Annotated in this window: 20 protein-coding genes; 1 reads left to right on the top strand and 19 read right to left on the bottom strand. The window is 42.1% G+C overall.

Going from position 1 to position 21,081, the window contains the following annotated elements; all coding sequences use genetic code 11:
- Positions 1–797 (top strand): IS3 family transposase (locus AB685_RS12500; RefSeq protein WP_128755854.1); only part of this gene is annotated, 797 nt, incomplete at its 5' end.
- Between the two features lie 167 nt (positions 798–964).
- Here the strand turns inward: AB685_RS12500 and AB685_RS12495 are convergent.
- The 19 genes from AB685_RS12495 to nusA form a co-directional block, all read right to left on the bottom strand.
- On the bottom strand, positions 965–2,629 hold the full coding sequence (locus AB685_RS12495; RefSeq protein ID WP_047970921.1) for a ribonuclease J: 1,665 nt from the start codon (positions 2,627–2,629) through the stop codon (positions 965–967).
- A gap of 266 nt (positions 2,630–2,895) precedes the next feature.
- Positions 2,896–3,768 (bottom strand): 4-hydroxy-tetrahydrodipicolinate synthase, encoded by an 873-nt coding sequence (gene dapA / locus AB685_RS12490; RefSeq protein WP_047970920.1) that lies wholly within the window; start codon positions 3,766–3,768, stop codon positions 2,896–2,898.
- Positions 3,761–5,032: an aspartate kinase gene (dapG, locus tag AB685_RS12485; protein ID WP_047970919.1), complete on the bottom strand. Its 1,272-nt coding sequence runs from the start codon at positions 5,030–5,032 to the stop codon at positions 3,761–3,763. The genes dapA and dapG overlap by 8 nt, the downstream gene beginning before the upstream one ends.
- A 173-nt stretch (positions 5,033–5,205) precedes the next feature.
- Positions 5,206–6,249 (bottom strand): aspartate-semialdehyde dehydrogenase, encoded by a 1,044-nt coding sequence (gene asd / locus AB685_RS12480; protein ID WP_047970918.1) that lies wholly within the window; start codon positions 6,247–6,249, stop codon positions 5,206–5,208.
- A 165-nt stretch (positions 6,250–6,414) separates the two neighbouring features.
- Positions 6,415–7,014, bottom strand: coding sequence for a dipicolinate synthase subunit B (locus tag AB685_RS12475; RefSeq protein ID WP_047970917.1), 600 nt, complete (start codon positions 7,012–7,014; stop codon positions 6,415–6,417).
- 2 nt (positions 7,015–7,016) lie between these two features.
- On the bottom strand, positions 7,017–7,913 hold the full coding sequence (dpaA, locus tag AB685_RS12470; RefSeq protein WP_047970916.1) for a dipicolinic acid synthetase subunit A: 897 nt from the start codon (positions 7,911–7,913) through the stop codon (positions 7,017–7,019).
- Positions 7,914–8,476: 563 nt separating this feature from the next.
- Positions 8,477–8,722, bottom strand: a complete 246-nt coding sequence (locus AB685_RS12465) for a YlmC/YmxH family sporulation protein (RefSeq protein ID WP_047970915.1) — start codon at positions 8,720–8,722, stop codon at positions 8,477–8,479.
- Between the two features lie 84 nt (positions 8,723–8,806).
- Positions 8,807–10,048, bottom strand: coding sequence for a pitrilysin family protein (locus AB685_RS12460; RefSeq protein WP_047970914.1), 1,242 nt, complete (start codon positions 10,046–10,048; stop codon positions 8,807–8,809).
- A 30-nt stretch (positions 10,049–10,078) separates the two neighbouring features.
- Positions 10,079–11,044, bottom strand: coding sequence for a polysaccharide deacetylase family protein (locus AB685_RS12455; protein ID WP_047970913.1), 966 nt, complete (start codon positions 11,042–11,044; stop codon positions 10,079–10,081).
- A gap of 144 nt (positions 11,045–11,188) precedes the next feature.
- Positions 11,189–13,306: a polyribonucleotide nucleotidyltransferase gene (gene pnp, locus AB685_RS12450; RefSeq protein WP_047970974.1), complete on the bottom strand. Its 2,118-nt coding sequence runs from the start codon at positions 13,304–13,306 to the stop codon at positions 11,189–11,191.
- 439 nt (positions 13,307–13,745) lie between these two features.
- Positions 13,746–14,015 (bottom strand): 30S ribosomal protein S15, encoded by a 270-nt coding sequence (rpsO, locus tag AB685_RS12445; RefSeq protein ID WP_047970912.1) that lies wholly within the window; start codon positions 14,013–14,015, stop codon positions 13,746–13,748.
- A 102-nt stretch (positions 14,016–14,117) separates the two neighbouring features.
- Positions 14,118–15,089 carry a bifunctional riboflavin kinase/FAD synthetase gene (gene ribF / locus AB685_RS12440; RefSeq protein WP_047970911.1) on the bottom strand — a complete coding sequence of 324 codons (972 nt, stop codon included), beginning with the start codon at positions 15,087–15,089 and terminating at the stop codon, positions 14,118–14,120.
- 53 nt (positions 15,090–15,142) lie between these two features.
- Positions 15,143–16,057: a tRNA pseudouridine(55) synthase TruB gene (truB, locus tag AB685_RS12435; RefSeq protein ID WP_047970973.1), complete on the bottom strand. Its 915-nt coding sequence runs from the start codon at positions 16,055–16,057 to the stop codon at positions 15,143–15,145.
- Positions 16,058–16,510: 453 nt separating this feature from the next.
- Positions 16,511–16,876 carry a 30S ribosome-binding factor RbfA gene (rbfA, locus tag AB685_RS12430; protein ID WP_047970910.1) on the bottom strand — a complete coding sequence of 122 codons (366 nt, stop codon included), beginning with the start codon at positions 16,874–16,876 and terminating at the stop codon, positions 16,511–16,513.
- Between the two features lie 13 nt (positions 16,877–16,889).
- Positions 16,890–17,168 carry a DUF503 family protein gene (locus AB685_RS12425; RefSeq protein ID WP_047970909.1) on the bottom strand — a complete coding sequence of 93 codons (279 nt, stop codon included), beginning with the start codon at positions 17,166–17,168 and terminating at the stop codon, positions 16,890–16,892.
- Positions 17,165–19,321 carry a translation initiation factor IF-2 gene (gene infB / locus AB685_RS12420; RefSeq protein ID WP_047970908.1) on the bottom strand — a complete coding sequence of 719 codons (2,157 nt, stop codon included), beginning with the start codon at positions 19,319–19,321 and terminating at the stop codon, positions 17,165–17,167. The genes AB685_RS12425 and infB overlap by 4 nt, the downstream gene beginning before the upstream one ends.
- Before the next feature lie 17 nt (positions 19,322–19,338).
- Positions 19,339–19,638: a YlxQ family RNA-binding protein gene (locus tag AB685_RS12415; RefSeq protein ID WP_047970907.1), complete on the bottom strand. Its 300-nt coding sequence runs from the start codon at positions 19,636–19,638 to the stop codon at positions 19,339–19,341.
- A complete protein-coding gene (locus AB685_RS12410) occupies positions 19,635–19,919 on the bottom strand; it encodes a YlxR family protein (RefSeq protein WP_047970906.1) in 285 nt (94 codons plus the stop codon). The genes AB685_RS12415 and AB685_RS12410 overlap by 4 nt, the downstream gene beginning before the upstream one ends.
- Before the next feature lie 22 nt (positions 19,920–19,941).
- Positions 19,942–21,066 carry a transcription termination factor NusA gene (gene nusA / locus AB685_RS12405; RefSeq protein ID WP_047970905.1) on the bottom strand — a complete coding sequence of 375 codons (1,125 nt, stop codon included), beginning with the start codon at positions 21,064–21,066 and terminating at the stop codon, positions 19,942–19,944.
- Between the last annotated feature and the right edge of the window lie 15 nt (positions 21,067–21,081).

Genomic DNA, 21,081 nt, shown 5'->3' with positions numbered 1-21,081 from the left:
TGAAGGTAGCTAAAATGTCTAGAAGTACCTACTACTTCCTTGTTCAAACCTKGGAACAACCTGATYCTGATCGTAAGTGGAAAAGACGAATTCAATTCATTTACCGTAAACATAGTGGCCGTTTTGGATATCGTCGTATTACCGATGTTCTGCAGGAAAAAGGTCATAAAATAAATAAAAAGAAAGTGTATCGTATTATGAGAGACCTAGGACTTCAATGCATCGTTAGGATGAAGAAGTACAAGTCTTATAAAGGAGAAGTAGGAAAAGCTGCCGCAAACATCTTAGACCGTAATTTTAAGGCCGATAGGCCGAATCAAAAATGGGTCACTGACGTGACAGAGTTTAAATTGTTCGGGCAGAAATTATATCTTTCTCCTATACTTGATTTGTTTAACGGCGAAATCATAACCTACACACTTCAATCAAGACCGACGTATGACTTAGTTGGAACTATGATGAAACAGGGTTTAGAACGGGTAAAGGAAGGCGATAACCTCTTAATCCATTCTGATCAAGGCTGGCATTACAGAATGCCAAAATACAAAAGGACTTTAAAGCAAAATAATATTACTCAGAGTATGTCTAGAAAAGGAAACTGTTATGACAACGCAGTAATGGAGAACTTTTTCGGAATCATGAAATCCGAATTAAACTTACAAGAATTTGATAGCATCGACCATTTTAAGGAGGAGTTAGAAGAGTACATCCATTACTACAACCATCTGAGAATCAAATCAAGATTAAAACGTAAAAGTCCAGTAGCGTATCGAGCTAATTTTGAGCAAGCTGCTTAAAAAATAAGTGTCCAGTTTTAAGGGTCCAGTGCAAAAGCCCGAGGAGGCTCAAGGTCGCCCCGCGGAAAGCGAGCCTATTGCGGAAATCAACAGCGGCGTTTAACAGAGCCATAAAAAAAGAACCACAATGGGTCATATATCCCATTGCGGTTCGCTTTACACTATTTCTAAACCTCCATAATGATTGGAAGTATCATCGGACGACGTCTTGTTTTTTCATACAAATGCTGATTCAGGGATTCTCTGATCTTCAGCTTCAGAGTTGACCAATCAAGAATCTGTTCCTTTACGGCATTGTCCAAAATTTCCGTGACAATTGAATTTGCCTTGTCCAAAAGCTCTTCCGAATCGCGTACGTACACAAAGCCTCTTGAAAGAATTTCTGGTCCTCCGACAATTCGTTTTTGGCTTTTGCTGATGGATACAACCACCACCATAATGCCATCCTGGGATAGCAATCGGCGATCTCTTAATACAATGTTTCCAATGTCTCCTACACCGAGTCCATCAATCAGAACATTCCCTGCATAGACTTTACCGGCATACTTTCCGACACCCTTGTTAAAATCAATGACTTCCCCTTTATTCAATAAGAAGATATTCTCCTTTTCTATCCCAACAGTCTCTGCAACTTTGGAAAGCGCTCGTTGCATTTTGAATTCCCCTTGAATAGGAATTACATACTGTGGTTTAAGAAGATTCATCATCAACTTGAGCTCTTCTTGACACCCATGGCCGGATGAATGTATCTTTTTCTGACCATAAATCACAATTGCTCCTGCACGGTACAGTTTATCTATCGTTTTAGAAACCGTCAATTCGGTACCTGGTGATGGGGCTGCTGCAATCATCACGGTATCTTGTGGTTTGATTTGCGCATGTTTATGCAAACCCTTGGCCATCTTCAGAAGGGAAGACATTAACTGGGAGTGTGTACCTATCGTTAGAACGACCACTTTATCATCAGCCATGTTTCCTAATTCACTGACAGGTACAAGCAAGTCATCAGGGATGTGTAAATAATCCAGTTCCGTTGCAATACTGAAATTGCGGTCGGTCGGATGAGACACGACAACAAGCTTTCTATTGCTTTCGATTGTCGCTTGGACAATCTGCTGGATGCGTCCGACATTTGTAGATAAGCATGCAGCAAATACACGCCTCTTGGCATTGTAAGTTACATCTGCAATCTCCTGTCTTACTACTGATTCGGAAATGGTGTAGCCTGGTTTTTCAGCATTCGTGCTATCGGATAGGACACAAAGTACCCCTTCATTTCCGATTTCCGCTATTTTTCCAAGATCCGCATTCTGTGACAACTGGGACTGATCAAACTTAAAGTCCCCTGTATGGACGATTGCACCTTGTGAAGTGTGGAAGCACAATCCGACAGAATCTGGAATGCTATGGTTGGTTCTGAAAAAGGTGACAGTGGCATGTTCGAGTTCAAGTACGGAATTTTCATCAATTTCCTTGAATTCTACACGGCCGGAGGATCCAATCCCACTTACAAGTTCTTTGGCAAGAGCCAATGTTAGCCTTGTTCCATAAACAGGGGCCTTGAACTTCCTAAGAATATAAGCCAAACCGCCAATATGTTCTTCGTGTCCATGAGTCAAGAATATCCCCTTTATCTTCTGCTTGTTGTCCACTAGATACGTTACATCCGGAATGACCATATCAATTCCCAGCATTCCGTCTTCAGGGATCATAACTCCCGCGTCCATGATATAGATGGATTCATCCACTTCCAATACGTACATATTCTTCCCTATTTCCCCGATCCCTCCAAGGGCAAAAACTTTTAGTTTCTCTATCTGTGGTGTTTTCACTTTTTTACCTCCTACATGTATGTAAAAATCGTATTATGACGATAATGCACCTTTGCATCCAGAGATCTATTAAATTATCAACTAGCTAGTGGTAAATCAATATCCGCTCTTTGTCATTTGAAATAATTATAACGTATGCAAGAATTGGAATACAAGAAATATTATAATAACTGGCAACAGGTTCAAAGAAGGAAAAGAACCATAAGAAAAACCGGGCAGAAAAAAGGTCAAAGCTACAAATAAGCTTTGACCAATCATTTAATATATCAAATTGATTGTAAAAGTTCTATTAACGTATTTCTCTCCTCTTCAGTTAAAGGAACCAGTGGCAGTCTTACCCCACCAACATCCATTCCCTTCAATTGCAGAGCAGTTTTGACTGGTGTCGGACTTGGTGCACTGAATAATCCTTTCATCACTGGAAGCAGAGTCTGATGCTGTATGGCCGCATTGGCATACTCTCCGGATTCGAAAGTACGAATCATCGTTTGCATTTCATTTCCTAACACGTGGGATGCAACAGAGACGACACCATTTCCTCCGATTGACAATACCGGAAGTGTCAATCCGTCATCCCCGCTATATAGAACAAAGTCCTCAGGGGTGTTGGCGATTATTTCTGTCATCGCATCCAGGTTTCCACTTGCTTCTTTGACAGCAATGATATTCTCCACTGCAGCTAGTCGCACAATGGTATCTACTGACATGTTAATAACCGAACGCCCGGGAATGTTATAGAGCATTACAGGTAATGTTGTTTCAGAGGCTATTGTACTAAAATGCTGAAACAGTCCTTCCTGACTAGGTTTGTTATAGTAAGGTGCAACCAGCATAATTGCGTCCACTCCTACAGCCTCAGCCTTCTTTGTCAAATCAATAGATGCACGTGTATTATTACTTCCTGTACCCGCAACTACCGGAATTCTCCCGTCCACCACTTTGACAACATGTGAGAAAAGTGCAAGTTTCTCTTCTGTTGAAAGAGTTGGGGACTCTCCTGTTGTTCCAGCAACAACTAGTGAATCGGTTCCATTTTTAATAAGATAATTGACTAATTGTGTTGTTTTTTCAAAATCGATGTTCCCTTTATTATCAAACGGTGTCACCATTGCTGTTGACACTTTACCAAAGTTAATCATGTATTTTTTTCTCTCCTTCTTCTGCAATTGGATGTAGGATTGTTACTTGTTTTCTTGCCAGATTGAAAGCATTGTGTAAAGCGTTCACTGCACGAATCATATCCTCCTGTTTCACAAGCACCCATATTGTCGTATGGCTGTCAGCCGATTGAAGGATCTGGATTCCAAGCTCTGAAAGGGCAGTCACAATTTTGGAAGTTACACCTGGCACTCCAGTCATTCCAGCTCCTACTGTAGCTACTTTCGCACAGTGACGGTTCACTTTCGGTTCATATCCCAATTTTCGCAGAACATTAATCGCTTTCTCGCTCATTTCATCTGTTACCGTGTAAACAACACTTGTCGGTGATATGTTGAAAAAATCGACGCTTATCTGTTCATTCGCCATCGCACGGAAAACTTCGGTTTGGATCCCGTAATTCCCTTCTTTTGCAAAAACTTTTATCTGTGTCACATTTGGAACATGGGCTATCCCCGTTATAAGCCGGTCCTTGACATCTGCACCCTTGCCAATTCTGTCAAGCGATGTCACAAGCGTCCCGGTTGAATTGGAATAGGTGGATCTGATCCGAATTGGAATCTTAGACTGCATGGCTATCTCAACAGCACGTGGATGTATGACCTTTGCACCTTGATAGGCCATATTGCAGATTTCATTATAGCTGACGACAGGCAATGGAGAAGCATCTTTAACAATACGTGGATCAGCAGTCATGACTCCCTCTACATCTGTAAAGATGTCTATCCATTCTGCTTGAATAGCGGCACCCAGCGCGGCTGCTGAGGTATCACTGCCTCCACGTCCAATGGTACTTATGTCCCCGTTCTTTGTTTCGCCCTGAAAGCCTGCGACTACAACCACTTGATACAATTTTATCATTTCCAGGAGCCTTTCACACTTCATTTCAATGATACGGGCATTTGTATGATCATTATTGGTGCGAAACCCTGCCTGTGGTCCATTTAAGGCGGTTGCTATAATTCCATGCTTCTGTAATAGATTACTGAAAACAATGGAGGATATGATTTCCCCGCAAGATAACAGCATATCTATTTCCCGTTTAGATACGTTGTTATTTCCTGTCTCGACAAGGTTTAATAAAGTATCCGTTGCGTAAGGCTCCCCTTTTCTTCCCATCGCAGATACTACTACGACCACTTTGAAGCCCTCGTCGACAGCCTTTTTTATATGTTTGATTGCAGCAAGCCTGCTTGCTTCATCCCTAACTGACGTCCCACCAAACTTTTGAACAATTATTTTCATATGTTTACACCTCATCGCGGTTTAGAAACATCCTTAATACATACGAAAGATGTGTTGAAAATAGTACCAGCCTATTCAGCAATGGCACACACTGTTCAAAATGGGCGATTGTGGATAGCAGAATGATAGCCGAAAAGAAAAGGTCTTGAAAGAGACCTTTTTCTTTGATTCTACTATTGGTTGATTACTCCAAGTTTCACTAGACTTTCTGCAATTTGTACGGAATTCCAGGCTGCACCTTTTAACAGATTATCGGATACAACCCAAAGGTGGAATCCTTTTTTGTTATCAAGGTCCTGTCTGATTCTACCTACAAATACGTAGTTGGAACCGACACAATCTGCTGGCATCGGGTAGACTTGTTCTTCCGGTTTGTCTTGCAGTACGACACCTGGAGCGTTTTCCAACAATGCTTTAATATCTTGAACAGTCACATTTTCGTCTTCTACTTCAATATATACAGACTCGGAATGTCCTGTTACAACTGGTAGTCGTACACATGTCGCTGCAACCTGAAGGTTTTGGTCATGCATGATTTTTTTTGTTTCATTAATCATTTTTAATTCCTCAAAAGTAAAACCGTTATCTTCAAATTTATCAATCTGTGGAATTGCATTGAATGCGATTTGGTAGTGCTTTTTATCTCCTTTTACAGGGAGAATACTAGGAGTGAACGCTTCGTTATTCAGAATTGCCTGAGATTGAGATTCAAGTTCTTCAATTGCAGCAGCACCTGCACCTGATACGGCTTGATACGTGCTGACAATTATTTTGTTAAGTCCATAGGATTTACGGATCGGTTCCAACGCTACCACCATTTGGATAGTGGAGCAATTCGGATTGGCGATAATACCATTATGGGATTTGATGTCTTCCTCATTAACTTCCGGGACCACCAGTGGGACATTCGGATCCATACGGAAGAAGCTCGTGTTGTCAACGACAATTGCTCCTCGTTTCGCCGCTTCAGGTGCTAACTCTTTGGAGACACTTCCTCCCGCACTGAATAATGCTATATGAACACCTTCAAACTTTTCGGGTGTAGCAACTTCAATTGTAACTTCCTCACCTTTAAAAAGTACCTTTTTACCTGCAGAGCGCTCCGAAGATAATAGCGTAAGCTTCTTAACCGGGAAGTTTCTTTCTTCTAACGTATGAAGCATTTGCTGTCCTACTGCTCCTGTTGCGCCTACTACTGCTACATGTAAACCACTCATCTATTAAGCACCTCTCCATTTTTAATAAAACCCTGTCAACTAACCTATAAAAATCTTTTCCAGAGCTTTCAGAATAAATATTCATACATAATTTTTTATTTTAACATATTACTGAAATAAAGAAGAGAAGAAATTCTTACTTTTCTTCTCTTCCCGGCAATTTTATTATAGATCGTCCTTGTATCTTTCCACAATCACCGGTTGTATCTGCTTATGCTCTAATGCACGCAGCACAGTCGGCATCAGCATATTCATTCTGGCAACCATGGAATTAGGTTTCTTCTCTGGTGCATCCTGTCCGTATGGTATAAAGTAGATGTTTTTCGTAGACATCAGTCTCATTAAATTTAATCCATTCAATCCTAGAGCGTCATTGGTGGATATACCAAGAACGACTGGATTATGGTTCCTGAGTGTTGCCTTTGCAGCCATTAATACAGGGGAATCAGTCAATGCATTCGCCAGTTTACTCATTGAATTGCCTGTCAAAGGAGCAATAATCATACAATCCAATGGTATCTTTGGACCTAGCGGTTCCGCTTTTACAATGGAATCAATCACTTTATGCCCTGTCATGTCTTCAATCAACTTGATCCAATCCTCGCCTTGCCCAAATCTAGTGTTTGTGTTTTGGACCGTTGAAGTTACTACTGGTCGAATTTCCGCTCCAGCATCAAGCAACTTTTGTATTTCCGGGATAACTGCATCATACGTACAATGAGAACCCGTTAGACCGAAGCCCAAACGTTTACCTTTTAGTTGCATGGTTAATTCCCCTTTCTCCCTTCCATTTCCTCTTTAAGTAATTGTGACAAAACGTTTGCCACGATTTGTCCAGCCGTTTTTGGTGCCACAATACCTGGAAGCCCTGGAGCTAATAATGCTTTTATTCCTCTTTTCTCGGCATAACGGAAATCGATGCCTCCCGGTTTCGATGCGAGATCAATAATCAAGGTATGAGCTGGCATTTTGGAAATCACATCAGAGGTAACGATCAAGTGAGGAATGGTATTGATACAGACATCTACGTCAGAAACATTCGTTGACAAATCGTTCAGATAAAACGGTGTTACTCCCATTTCGAAAATACGTGCAATGTGTTCTGATTTTCTTGCTCCTACCCGAACATTGGCCCCAAGTGCAGAGAATGTGCGGGCTACACTCATACCTACTCTTCCTAGTCCAAGAACAGCGACTTTGGAATTATGAATGGTAATATCCGTGTGTTGAATGACCATCATGATGGTACCTTCCACAGTCGGGATAGCATTATAGATGGCTACATCATCACGTTCAAACAATTGAACTAATTTTCTATTCGTATTTGCTACCAATTCATTCAAGTAAGGATTGGTAATACCCGAATAAATTGTGCAATGCTCAGGAGTGTTTTTAACCAGCTCCTCTGTCAGCACAATCTTTTCATTAGAAAAAATTGTATCCACCTGACCTTCCAGATTCGTTCCCGGTACAGGGAGGATAATGGCACTGACTGTAGTGAAATCCACTTCATTCAACTGCTCTTTTGAAGCACCTGTAAAGCCGTGATCCAATTGGTCAAATCCTACAAGCGAAAGCTTTGCGTCAAGCTCTATAAGCTTACGTATCACTTCCAGCTGCCTTGCATCACCGCCAATGACAGCTATGTGCAAACCGGTCAGCATAAATTGTTCACCTTCTTCTACTTCGTGAAAGTTTGTAAATCTGGCTCGAGTTTTTCTTACTTCCACATCTTATGTAACCTAGGGAAAATCTGTGCTTGAATCTAGGGATAAAGGGGAACTTAGATGTGGTTAACCATAAGAAAAACCAGGCAAAAACCGCCTGGTCCTTTTTCAAGCTAAAAATCATTAGTTGTTTGGTTAACCGCCGCTGTTCCTTTCCGCAAATAGCTTCGCTTTCCGCGGGGCGACCTTGAGCATCCTCGGGCTGCGCCCTGCGGGGTCTCAAGATTGTCGCTACTCCCCTGCAGGAGTCTACGCTATTTGCTCCAATCCACAGCTAGAAATCAGTCATCTCATTAAAATAGTTTTTGGTTATCCTTTCGGTGAATGAAACCACCTTGTTGATTGTAGTGGAAGGCGCGCAGACTCCTGTGGGAGGAAGGGACAGGGGAGACCCCGCAGGAGGCCTGAGGAGGCTCCCGGACCGCCCACTGGAAAGTGGAGCGCCTGGAACGGAAATCAACAGAATTATATAAAAAAGACCTGGCAAACGCCAAGTCGTTTTACTCCTCTTCTTCCGGAATATCAATTATTATCATGTCTGTTCCTATTTTCTTTATATGGTTCCAAGGAACGCGGATGTCACCGCCTTCCTTTTTCAAACCGAACCATTTCAATGAAGGAATGATAAGCGATCGGATCTCACCGGTATTCTCGTTGATTTCCAAATCCGTATGCCCGAGTATTCCCAGTCGCTCCGCTCTTTTTACATCGACAATTTCTTTTCCGCTCATTTCACTTAACCTCATAGAAAAACACCTCCCATATTATTTATATTAGAAGGTGTCCCAAAAAAAACCTGCCAATGAAAAATGGCAGGCAAATAAATAGTTTTATTTTTGAATGGATTTTGGCATTTCACCGCTAGGACTAATCAATGCTACCGAATAGTCGTCTGTAAATATCTTGGTAGCCAGGTTATTTACGGATTCCTCTGTGATGGTGTTGATTCTATCTAGAATATCATCCAGAGAACGATGTCTACCTAGAAGCAACTCGTTCTTCCCATTTCTGCTCATGCGGCTGTTAGTGCTTTCCAGACTTAACATGAGACTTCCCTTGATTTGCTCTTTACTGTTAACCAGCTCTTTTGTAGTTATGCCATCTCGCTTAAATGTTTCCAGAGTCTGCTGTATCGTTTCAAAGAGAAGGTCAAGTTGATTACTTCCGGTACCACCATAGATGGTCAGCATTCCATTGTCCTGGAATGTGGAGTGATAGGAATAAACGGAGTACGCCAATCCCCTTTCCTCTCGGACATCCTGGAATAAACGGCTGCTCATGCTTCCACCCAGTACGTTGTTCAAAACAATAAGGTTATAGATATCTTTATCTCCGATTGGCAGACCATCATATCCAATACATAGATGGGCCTGTTCGGTCGTTTTCTTTTTGGAAATACGCCCGGTCTCAAAAGAAGGTTTTACATAGTCCCGCTTGGAATGACCCGTTTCATAACTACCAAACAGTCCTTCGATTTCTTTAACGAAAGAATCGTCAATGTTTCCTGCTACCGAAATAACAACATTGTCTGGTGTGTATGTTTCTTTCATATAATCACGTAGTGTATTTCCGTCAAAAGCTGATAAAGTATCTTCAGTCCCTAATATCGGATACCCTAATGGATGATCTCCATAGGAAGCTCTGGCCAAAACATCATGGACGATGTCATCAGGTGCATCTTCATACATCTTGATCTCTTCGTACACAACATTTTTCTCCTTCTTCAATTCCTCTTCATCAAACACTGAGTGGAAGAACATGTCCGCCAAGACTCCTAATGCATAAGAGGAATGTTCATCCATCACTTTTGCATAATAGCAGGTGTATTCTTTTGAGGTGAAAGCATTCACCTGTCCTCCGATGGAATCGAAAGCTTCGGCAATTTCACGGGCATTTTTGGTTTCTGTCCCTTTAAAGAACATATGCTCAAAGAAATGGGATACACCATTGTTACGGTTATCTTCATTTCTAGAACCTGTTCCGATCCATACGCCGATTGCGACCGAGCGGACATGTGGAATATTTTCTAATACAATTCTTACTCCGTTTGAACATGTATGTTTAGTAAGCAACGATAATCCTCCTATTCAAGTTTGCCAAATCTAGTTGTGATGAACAATTCTTTCTTCACTTAAAAGGGAAGAAACAGTTCCTAGTTCCAGCCCTTTATCTTTAATGGAAATAATAAGAGTTTCCAAGCTGTTTGCTGTAGATGGTGTAGGATGCATAAGGACCATTGCCCCGGGATGGATTTTACTCATGACCCGGTTGACGAGAACATCGGGTTCCGGACGTTGCCAATCGATAGTGTCAACACTCCACATTATCGTACCCAACTCCAGGCCATGGGCGATATTTACCACTTCCTCCCGATAACTGCCACTAGGAGGGGCAAACCAGGTAACCTTATTTCCGGAAATGGCCTCTATAACTTCATTCGTTTTTACCAGTTGTTCCCGTACTGCGTTACTGCCAAGCGTTTTCATATTCGGATGTGTATAGGAGTGGTTTCCCACTTCATGCCCTGCATCTATGATCATTTTTGCCATCGATGGATTTTCTTTCACCCATCTCCCTTCCAGGAAAAAGGTAGCCTTGACTCCATGACTTTTCAATGTTTCCAGCATACCTGGGATGTGCTCATTCCCCCATGCAACATTAATCAAAAACGCTGCCATCGGTTTTTCCGGATGTCCACGATAGATCGGGGATGGAGGCAGATCTTCAAGATGGGTGTTTGGTGGGATCTGCTTCATGATAAGCTTTTTCTCATCAAAAACACCATTTTTTTTCATGTTTTTATAAGAGGCTTGAACATCCACTTCCAGACCATTTAATCCGGGCTGGGCCTTCCAAACCTTGTCGATTTTGGCGTCCTGGGGAGCAACATCATAATCCGTTGCTTTCTCCTCAATCTCCGTTAGAAGCGCATCCTGTTTTTTGACAACTTCTTCCAAGTCATCTGATAGGCTACCGGCGATGTCACTAGGAAACGGGTGGTGCACCGTTTTGTATGTAAAAAATGCAATAATGACAAATGCCAATAGTTGAAAAGTACTTCTCTTCATTTTACCCACTCCTTCCTAATTAGAATTTATGTAGGAAGTGGACAAGGTAGAACAAAGAAAGCGCTCGAAAGACACCAGCCCCATGGATTCAATTTCTATGGGGAGGTACCGCAAAAAGCCCGGCGGTAAAACCAGGCTCCTCCATTAGGACATTTGCTCGTTTTTCTCTTTTTTCTCTTTAAGAAGGACTTTTCTGGAAAGATTTACTCTTCCTTGCTTGTCAATCTCCATTACTTTTACAAGAACTTCTTCACCAAGCTTCACAACGTCCTCCACTTGTTTCACGCGTTCTTCTGCAAGCTCGGAAATGTGGACAAGTCCATCTTTACCACTCAATAGCTCAACGAAAGCACCAAATTTTTCGATACGTTTAACTTTACCCATATAAATCTCGCCAACTTGGACCTCACGCACGATATCTTCAATGATTTTCTTCGCTTTATCGTTCATTTCCATATTTATAGAAGAAATGAATACCGTTCCATCTTGTTCAATGTCAATCTTAACGCCTGTTTCTTCAATGATTTTATTGATCTGTTTACCACTTGGTCCAATAACATCACGAATCTTGTCAGGGTTGATGGACATCATCAGGATTTTCGGTGCATATGGAGAAAGCTCTTTACGAGATTCATCAATCGTTGCAAGCATGGAATCCAGTATATGCATGCGTCCGATTTTCGCTTGTTGAAGTGCTTCTTCCAATATTGCACGGGAAAGCCCATCAATTTTGATATCCATTTGCAGTGCTGTTACACCTTTTGCTGTACCAGCCACTTTAAAGTCCATGTCTCCAAGGTGATCTTCCATTCCTTGAATGTCGGAAAGGACTGTATAGTGCTCACCTTTTTTAATCAATCCCATTGCAATACCTGCTACAGGGGCTTTAATCGGTACACCGGCATCCATCATAGCAAGTGTGCTTGCACAGATGCTTGCTTGAGAAGTGGATCCATTGGATTCAAGAACTTCTGATACTAGACGAACTGTGTATGGGAAGTCTTTCTCGGAAGGAATGACTGGATCAAGGGCACGTTCTCCAAGTGCACCATGTCCGATCTCACGTCTTCCTGGTCCTCTCATTGGTCCTGTTTCCCCTACACTGAATAGTGGGAAATTATAATGATGCATAAAGCGCTTCTCTTCTTCAATACCTAAACCATCAAGAATTTGAACGTCTCCTAGTGCACCTAGTGTACATATACTTAACGCCTGAGTTTGTCCACGCGTGAACAGGCCTGAACCATGTGTACGTGGCAATATGCCAACTTCAGAAGATAGTGGACGGATTTCGTCGCTCTTACGTCCATCAGGGCGGACTTTATCCTCTGTAATAAGGCGTCTTACTTCTTCCTTCACAAGCATGCTCAAGGTTTCGTTTACCTGCTTTAGAACATCAGCTTCCACTTCCTGCTCTTCATAGCGTGCAAGAACCTCCGCCTTCACTTCTTTGATGGCAGCTTCACGTGCATGCTTTTCGAATACTTGGACAGCCTTTGTCATTTTCTCTTCGGCAAGTGCACGAATTTCATGTTCAAGATTTTTATCGATCTCATAAAGTTTGATTTCCGTCTTCTCTTTACCTACAGCCTGGATAATTTCCTCTTGGAAAGCGATTAGGCGTTTGATTTCTTGGTGACCGAACATGATCGCTTCTAGCATAATTTCTTCTGGTACTTCATCAGCACCAGCTTCCACCATGTTGATAGCGTCTTTAGTTCCTGCTACAACCAAGTTGATATCGCTCTTTTCAAGCTGCTCGACGTTAGGATTGATCACGAACTCGTCGTTGATTCTTCCTACTGTTACTCCGGCAATCGGCCCTTGGAAAGGAATATCTGATACAGAAAGAGCCAATGAGGATCCGAACATTGCAGCCATCTCAGAAGAACAGTTTTGGTCAACACTCATTACAATGCTGATTACCTGAACTTCGTTACGGAATCCATCTGCAAACAACGGACGTATAGGACGGTCAATCAGACGGCTTGCCAATACTGCCTTTTCACTTGGTCGTCCCTCTCTCTTGATGAATCCGCCAGGGATTTTACCTACTGCATATAATCTTTCTTCATAATTCACTGTTAATGGGAAGAAATCCAGTTTCTTCGGTTCCTTTGAAGCGGTTGCAGTACTAAGAACAGCTGTGTCTCCGTAACGGACCATCACTGCCCCATTTGCTTGCTTTGCTAATTGCCCAACTTCTACCGTTAGGTTTCTTCCAGCCCAATCGATAGAAAAGACTTGTTTATCTTGTCCCATGAGTTCGTCTAACCCCTCTCTAGCTTTCATTATGTATTGACTTTTTTCTTCCGGAAAGGCACTGTTAAATACCGCTGTTGATTTCCGCACCGGGCTTCGCTTTCCACGGGGCGCTTGAGGAGCCTCCTCGGCTTTGCCTGTGGGGTCTCCTCTAACCGCTACCTCCCGTAGGAGTCTACGCCCTATGCTCCAATCACCAGCTATAGAACACTCTAACTCAACAATATCCTTTAAACTGACCTTTCCAATAAGAAAATAGTCTATGTAAAAAAAATTTAGTATTATGTATAGTATGAACGAAATAACTACTACATATCAATAGAATTCCAGTGTGTATAGGAAAAAAATTGCTTAAATGCAAAGCTTTTCAGCAATTTTTGAAAGTAACTTCTAAAATACTAATAAAAAAGCGGGAATTCTCCCGCTTTTTCTGAAAAACTTATCGACGCAAACCTAATTTGTTGATTAGTTCACGGTAACGAGTTACATCCTTGTTACGAAGGTAAGTTAGTAAATTACGACGTTTACCAACCATCTTCAATAGACCACGACGTGAGTGGTGATCTTTCTTGTGAGTACGTAAATGCTCGTTCAGGTTGTTGATCTGTTCTGTTAGGACAGCGATCTGTACCTCTGGAGATCCAGTGTCAGATTCGTGAGTTTTGAACTCATTGATAAGTTCTTGTTTACGCTCTTGTGTAATAGCCATCCTATTCACCTCCTTAATATTAAAAACCCCTATTACTGAGCAAGCGTTGGTGACTCGACTTGCCAAGCAATGGTTTTAGTACGTTAAATAGCATACCTCTTTTCAGGTTAAAAAGCAAGTATCGTGAATGTTTTTTTGAAAATACTCTTCCGCTTGCGCCTTGTCTTTTCGGATTTGCGCGACAAGCGCTTCCACTCCGGAAAACTTCTTTTCTTCCCTTATACAATTATGCCATTCTATGACAACTTCTTCCCCATAAATCTGCTCATCAAAATCTAACAAATGAACTTCTATGGATGGTAAATTTTCATTTTCTTGCTGATGGAAAGTCGGTTTATATCCAATGTTGCACACTCCATTGACCCAGGTGTCACTCACATGCATGCGTACCGTATAGACACCGGTCCGAGGAACAACGTATTCATCGTCAAGCACGACATTCGCAGTAGGAAACCCGATTGTCCGGCCCCTTTTCTCTCCATGTCCCACTTTCCCACGAACCTGATAATACCGTCCCAAAGTATTAGGCAGCTCGTCCACTTTCCCGCCCTTCAGCTGTTCTCTTATATAAGTGGAACTTACTTTCAGATCATTTGTCGTATATTTCTCCACAACAGTCTGATCGAATTGCTGTCTGGAATGAAACGGTAATGTTTCCATTGTACCTTTTCCTAGGCTGCCATAGGAATAGTCAAATCCCGCAACCACATGCTTGATATTCAGACCGATAATATATTGGTCTACAAAATCTTGTGGTACAAGCGAGGCAAAAGACATGTCAAATTCCACAACATATAGAATATCCACCCCTAAAGATGCCAACAGACGTATCTTTTCGGAAAGTGGAGTGATGTAGCGGACATGCTGGACAGTTCTTCTCAAAACGACAGAAGGATGGGGATCCAGCGTCATAACCGCACTAGCCACTCCTAGCTTGTCAGCTTTCTGAATGGCACTATTAATCACTTTTTGGTGACCAAGATGGATGCCATCAAAAAAACCAAGTGCGACTGTTGCAGGCGTACTATCTTCTTTATTAAGGGAATGCGGGTGCTTTAAATGCACAACTTTCATCTTTTATCACCTAAATCATCTATAATAATCATGCAGATATGTTTAATTTCCAACTAGTCATGAAACACTTTCTTCGGTTTCATCAAGCCAGGCTTAGATGGATGTTTCATATAAATGGCCAAACATGTATCCTGATGGAAGACAGTAAAATATTCCTCAGAATCATCTATGTTTTCTGGGTACGGTAAAACCGCACCATTATACACTTTCTCTGCTACTTTATCACTAATCTCCAACTTAGGCAACGAACTTAATGCTTTTTCCATCGGCAATAGATTTTCTTCGACCAACCCCTGTTCCGCCAATTCGCTTAGTTGTTCCAACGTAATCGCCTGGTCAATTGTAAAGCCTCCGGAAGAAACTCTTGTCAAATAAGACATGTGGGCCGGATAACCGAGCAACTCTCCTATTTGAACAGCAAGAGTTCTTACATATGTACCTTTGCTGCAATTTACTTGAAAAGAAAAACGGACTTGTTTTTTTTCTTCTTCATATATAACGTCACTAGTCATAAAAATATCATGTATTGTCACTTTACGTGAAGGCCGGTCAATCACTTTTCCTTCTCTGGCATATTCATAAAGCTTTTTGCCATTAATTTTTACAGCTGAATACATAGGAGGTGTTTGTTCTATTTCTCCTTTTAGCTGTTGGAGAACGGAGAGCACTTTTTCTTTTGATATGGGGTTGTCCACACTTTTTTCTTCTATTACTTCCCCTGTTTGATCCTCTGTAGTAGTTGCAGTACCGATGGTGACTTCGGCTACATATGTTTTTTGTTCTGCTGTCAGGAATTCCACCACTTTTGTCGCTTTTCCGATACAGATGGGAAGCACTCCTGTCACTTCAGGATCTAGTGTGCCGGTGTGGCCGACTTTTTTTGTTTTTAAAATCTTTCTCACTTTAAAAACGCAGTCATGTGAAGTGAAGCCTTTTGGTTTGTTTAAAATTAGAATGCCATCCAATATACCCACCCCTTTCATTGAATTTTATTTATCCCCCTGTAGATGGGAGTGCAAGGTGTGAGACTCCAGCGGGGGAGTAACGGTTAGTTGAGACCCCCGAGCGTTGGAGGCCGCTGAAAAAGTACTGAATTTTAGTTCTTGGGTACACACCGCTGTTGATTTCCGCAAATAGCTTCGCTTATCCAGAGGGCGACCTTGAGCCTCCTCGGGCTGCGCCCTGCGGGGTCTCAAGATTGTCGCTACTCCCCTGCAGGAGTCTACGCTATTTGCTCCAATCCACAGCTAGAAACCATTAAAAACAATTCGTTTTCAGTTTTTCAGTGCCCTCGAGCGTTGTGAGGAGGCTCAGGCACCGCCACGCGGAAAGCGAACACCTGAAACGGAAATCAACAGGGAGTTAACACCAGAATGTTGACTCAACAAAAAGGATAGACAACTTTTGCCTATCCTTTTCTGTTACTCTTCATCATCAGAATCGGAGTCTTTTTTATTCAATTCGTGTATCAGGCTATTGATGTGATTTCCGTAGGCAATAGATTCGTCAAATTCAAAGAAAAGCTCTGGAGTTTTTCTTAGGCGAATTCTGCGTCCTATTTCACTGCGGATGAAGCCTTTTGCTTTTGCCAAGCCAATCAGTGTGTCTTGTCTTTTCTCATCGTCTCCAAGCACAGAGATGAATATCTTGGCCTGTTGAAGATCTCCTGTAACCTGTACATCTGTTACTGTAACAAAACCTACACGAGGATCTTTGATTTTACGACCAATGATATCGGAAAGCTCCTTTTTCATTTGCTCTCCAACTCTGTTTGATCTGAGTGTCATACCTTTCACCCCTTTAAAGCCAATCAAGCGAAGTTTCTGCACGCTCTATCTCCGGAAATGAATCCAGGAAGTCGAGCACTTTTTGCAATTCTTTTTCGGTGATGGATTTGGAGGAAGAAATGGAAACAATTCCAATCTTCGTCCGTTGCCATACGTCCTGATGATCAATCTCTGAAATGGATATGTTGAACTTTTGCTTCAGCCTTGTCATAATTCGCTGAAGCACCGCTCTTTTCTCCTTCAAAGATTGAGCATCATAGATCATACAGTCACACTCTAAATATCCGATCATTTTCTTTCGATTTCTTGCATTACGTACGCTTCGATGATGTCGCCTTCTTTAATATCGTTAAAGTTTTTGATTGTTACACCGCATTCATAGTTTGTCGCAACTTCTTTCACATCATCTTTGAAACGCTTCAGTGTATCAAGTTCTCCTTCAAAGATGACAATTCCGTCACGGATCAGACGAATGCTGGAATCACGAGTGATTTTCCCTTCCGTTACATACGCACCTGCGATTGTACCAACTTTGGAAACTTTGAATGTCTGGCGCACTTCCACTTGACCGATCACTTTTTCTTCAAATTCAGGGTCAAGCATACCTTTCATTGCAGCTTCGATCTCTTCAATCGCTTTATAGATGATGCGGTGAAGACGAATATCAACGTTTTCAACATCAGCAGTACGTTTCGCACCTGCATCAGGACGTACGTTGAAACCAATTACAATCGCATTGGATGCGGAAGCAAGAATAATGTCAGACTCCGTTATCGCTCCAACACCTGTATGGATGATTTTCACTTTCGCGCCTTCTACTTCAATTTTCTGCAGGGAAGCAGCCATCGCTTCTACAGAACCTTGAACGTCCGCTTTTACGATCAAGTTGATTTCTTTCATTTCACCCTGTTTGATTTGTTCAAATAGGTCATCAAGTGTTACACGAGTTTTCTCACTTCGCTGTTCCTGAAGCTGTTTTTGCGCACGTGCTTCCCCGACATTACGAGCAGTTTTCTCATCAGGGAATACCATAAAGTTATCGCCTGCCTGTGGCACTTCATTCAGACCGGTAATCTCAACAGGCGTGGATGGGCCTGCTTCTTTTACGCGTCGTCCCAGGTCGTTGACCATCGCACGAACACGCCCGAATGTGTTACCTACAACAATTGGATCTCCAACGCGAAGTGTCCCTTTTTGTACTAGTAGGGTCGCAACAGATCCTCTTCCTTTATCAAGCTGTGCCTCGATCACTGTACCGGATGCAGCTCGCTTGGAGTTCGCTTTATATTCTTCCACTTCAGATACAAGAAGGATCATTTCTAGAAGTGTATCGATGCCTTCCCCATTGATTGCAGAAAGTGGTACAAAGATAGTATCTCCACCCCAAGCTTCTGACACTAATCCGTGTTCTGTTAATTCCTGCATAACACGGTCAGGATTGGCACCTTCCTTATCCATTTTGTTGACAGCTACGATAATAGGGACTTCCGCAGCTTTGGCATGATTGATTGCTTCAACTGTTTGAGGCATTACACCATCATCTGCCGCAACAACAAGAATCGTGATATCCGTAACCTGAGCTCCACGTGAACGCATTGTTGTAAACGCAGCATGTCCAGGAGTATCAAGGAATGTGATTTTCTTGCCTTGATCCACTTCCACTTGGTATGCACCGATATGCTGAGTGATTCCACCAGCTTCACCAGCAGTAACCTTTGTATTACGGATCGAGTCAAGTAGGGTTGTTTTACCGTGGTCAACGTGACCCATGATGGTAACAACAGGAGGACGCTCTTCAAGGACCTCTTCAGTATCATCGGAATCATAGCCTTGGAAGTCGGTCACTTCAAAGATGATTTCCTCTTCTACTTCCACACTGTACTCACCAGCAATCAACTCGATCGAATCTTTATCAAGGTCCTGGTTGATTGTCGCCATGACACCTAGCATCAAGAGCTTCTTGATGATTTCGGAAGGCTCTTTATTAAGCTTGTTTGCAAGCTCTCCAACTGTAAGGGAACCTGTGAAAGTGATTTTTGATGGTGTTTCTTTTTTCTTCACTGGTGGTGTTGGTGCAGATTGTTGTTGTCCGCGGTTTTGTTTATTGTTCTGTTTCTTTTTCCCTTTGGAGAAATTGTTATTATTATTATTATTATTGTTATTGTTGTTAAAAGGTTTTTTGGCAGGAGGATTGTTCTTCCCTTTACTTTGGCCACCCTGACCTTGATTAGCGTTTTGCTTTTTAGGTGCAGAAGCAGTGTTTTGCGGTGCTGCTTTCTTTGGTGCTTCTTTTTTATCTGGGCCGTTCAATTTTTGGATCGTGTCTTCGTCTAATGTTGCCATATGGTTTGATACCTCAATATTCATTTCTTTTAGTTTTGTGATGACATCTTTACTTGATACGTTCTTTTGTTTAGCGTATTCGTACACGCGTAATTTCGTCATACATTCACCCCCAAAGATTAATCGAGCATAGTGAGCAGTTTTTTTGCAAACCCTTCATCTAGTATGGCAACGGACACTCGCGCGTCTTTGCCTATAGCTCGACCTAACTCATACCGATCGTCTACCGTTCTAATCGGTACTTTATAGTACGTACATTTATCATTCAGCTTTTTCATTGTGTTAGCAGACGCATCTCCGGCAACTAGCACCAGTTTTGCCTTACCTGCCCTCACTTCTTTAATGACAAGTTCTTCCCCTGTTATGGTCTTTCTTGCTCTTGTGGCAAGGCCGACAATTGATAGCCATTGATTATTCATGATGTTGAATCTTTCTCCGTTTCTACCAGCTGAAGTAATTCATCATACAATGAATCATCAATCGCTACTTCCAGGTGACGGGCTAGGATGTTCTTCTTCTTTGCAAGGAGGATGCTTTCCTTGTTGTTTGCAAGATATGCCCCTCGACCTGATTTTTTTCCGGTTGGGTCAATCGAAACTTCGCCTTCTTTAGAACGGACGATACGGATCAATTCTTTTTTCGGCTTCAGTTCTTGACTTGCCACACATTTACGCATTGGCACCTTTTTGCGATTGTTCACCTGGTTCACCCTCTTTTAAATATCACTCTTCGGAATTATCTTCATCATAGAAATCATCTTCCATCTCATCGGTGTCATTTTTGGACAAGGATAGACTCGGGTAGATTCCCAGCTGTTCGGCTTCCGTTTCACTCTTGATATCAATCTTCCAGCCTGACAACTTAGCGGCAAGTCGTGCGTTTTGTCCACGTTTACCGATTGCTAGAGAAAGCTGATAATCAGGCACAATTACTGTCGTAGCCTTTTCTTCCTCATTAACTTGAACTTCCAATACTTTAGATGGACTTAATGCATTTGCAACGAAATCTACTGGGTCTTTGGACCAACGCACAATGTCGATCTTTTCCCCTTTCAGTTCGTTAACAATAGCTTGAACCCTTTGTCCCTTTGGTCCGACACATGCTCCGACCGGGTCAACTTCCGGGTTGTCACAGTGTACGGAGATTTTGGAACGGTCTCCAGCTTCTCGTGCAACGGACTTTATTTCCACAGTACCATCATAAATTTCTGGAACTTCAAGTTCAAATAGACGCTTTAAAAGTCCAGGGTGAGAACGGGAAACAAATATTTGTGGACCTTTCGTGGTTTTCTCCACTTTTGTGAGGAACACTTTAATTCTATCATGAGGTTTGTACTTTTCATTAGGCATTTGCTCATTGACTGGAAGCAATGCTTCAATTTTCCCAAGGCTCACATAAATGAATTTGGAATCCAGGCGTTGAACAATACCAGTCATGATATCTTCTTCACGTTCGATATACTCCGAGTAGATCACACCACGCTCCGCTTCTCTTACTCGTTGAGTTACCACCTGCTTTGCAGTCTGTGCTGCAATGCGACCAAAGTCTTTAGGTGTCACTTCAATTTCCACCACATCATTTTCCTGGTAATTAGGATCGATTAGACGGGCTTCCTGGACGGAGATCTCCAGACGTGAATCAAAAACTTCATCTACTACATCTTTTCTTGCAAATACGCGCATTGTACCTGTATCAAGGTTCATATCCACTCGTACATTTTGTGCTTGATTAAAATTTCGTTTGTAAGCAGATATAAGTGCAGCCTCAATCGCCTCAATAATTACATCTTTGCTAATGCCCTTTTCCTTTTCCATCAGGGTTAAAGCATCAAATAACTCGCTGCTCATACAACCTTGTCCCCC

It is taken from the genome of Bacillus sp. LL01 (assembly GCF_001037965.1).
The sequence above is the reverse complement of the archived record's forward strand: the minus strand, read 5'-3'. Positions and strand labels throughout refer to the sequence as shown.

Bases quoted from the DNA above. Each gene is read 5' to 3' on its own strand.
- dapA (WP_047970920.1), bottom strand. From the start codon at position 3,768: ATGATTAACTTTGGTAAAGTGTCAACAGCAATGGTGACACCGTTTGAT.
- dapG (WP_047970919.1), bottom strand. From the start codon at position 5,032: ATGAAAATAATTGTTCAAAAGTTTGGTGGGACGTCAGTTAGGGATGAA.
- asd (WP_047970918.1), bottom strand. From the start codon at position 6,249: ATGAGTGGTTTACATGTAGCAGTAGTAGGCGCAACAGGAGCAGTAGGA.
- AB685_RS12475 (WP_047970917.1), bottom strand. From the start codon at position 7,014: ATGCAACTAAAAGGTAAACGTTTGGGCTTCGGTCTAACGGGTTCTCAT.
- dpaA (WP_047970916.1), bottom strand. From the start codon at position 7,913: ATGCTGACCGGTTTGCACATAGCTGTCATTGGCGGTGATGCAAGGCAG.
- AB685_RS12465 (WP_047970915.1), bottom strand. From the start codon at position 8,722: ATGAGGTTAAGTGAAATGAGCGGAAAAGAAATTGTCGATGTAAAAAGA.
- AB685_RS12455 (WP_047970913.1), bottom strand. From the start codon at position 11,044: ATGAAGAGAAGTACTTTTCAACTATTGGCATTTGTCATTATTGCATTT.
- pnp (WP_047970974.1), bottom strand. From the start codon at position 13,306: ATGGGACAAGATAAACAAGTCTTTTCTATCGATTGGGCTGGAAGAAAC.
- rpsO (WP_047970912.1), bottom strand. From the start codon at position 14,015: ATGGCTATTACACAAGAGCGTAAACAAGAACTTATCAATGAGTTCAAA.
- ribF (WP_047970911.1), bottom strand. From the start codon at position 15,089: ATGAAAGTTGTGCATTTAAAGCACCCGCATTCCCTTAATAAAGAAGAT.
- rbfA (WP_047970910.1), bottom strand. From the start codon at position 16,876: ATGACACTCAGATCAAACAGAGTTGGAGAGCAAATGAAAAAGGAGCTT.
- AB685_RS12425 (WP_047970909.1), bottom strand. From the start codon at position 17,168: ATGATCGGATATTTAGAGTGTGACTGTATGATCTATGATGCTCAATCT.
- infB (WP_047970908.1), bottom strand. From the start codon at position 19,321: ATGACGAAATTACGCGTGTACGAATACGCTAAACAAAAGAACGTATCA.
- AB685_RS12415 (WP_047970907.1), bottom strand. From the start codon at position 19,638: ATGAATAATCAATGGCTATCAATTGTCGGCCTTGCCACAAGAGCAAGA.
- nusA (WP_047970905.1), bottom strand. From the start codon at position 21,066: ATGAGCAGCGAGTTATTTGATGCTTTAACCCTGATGGAAAAGGAAAAG.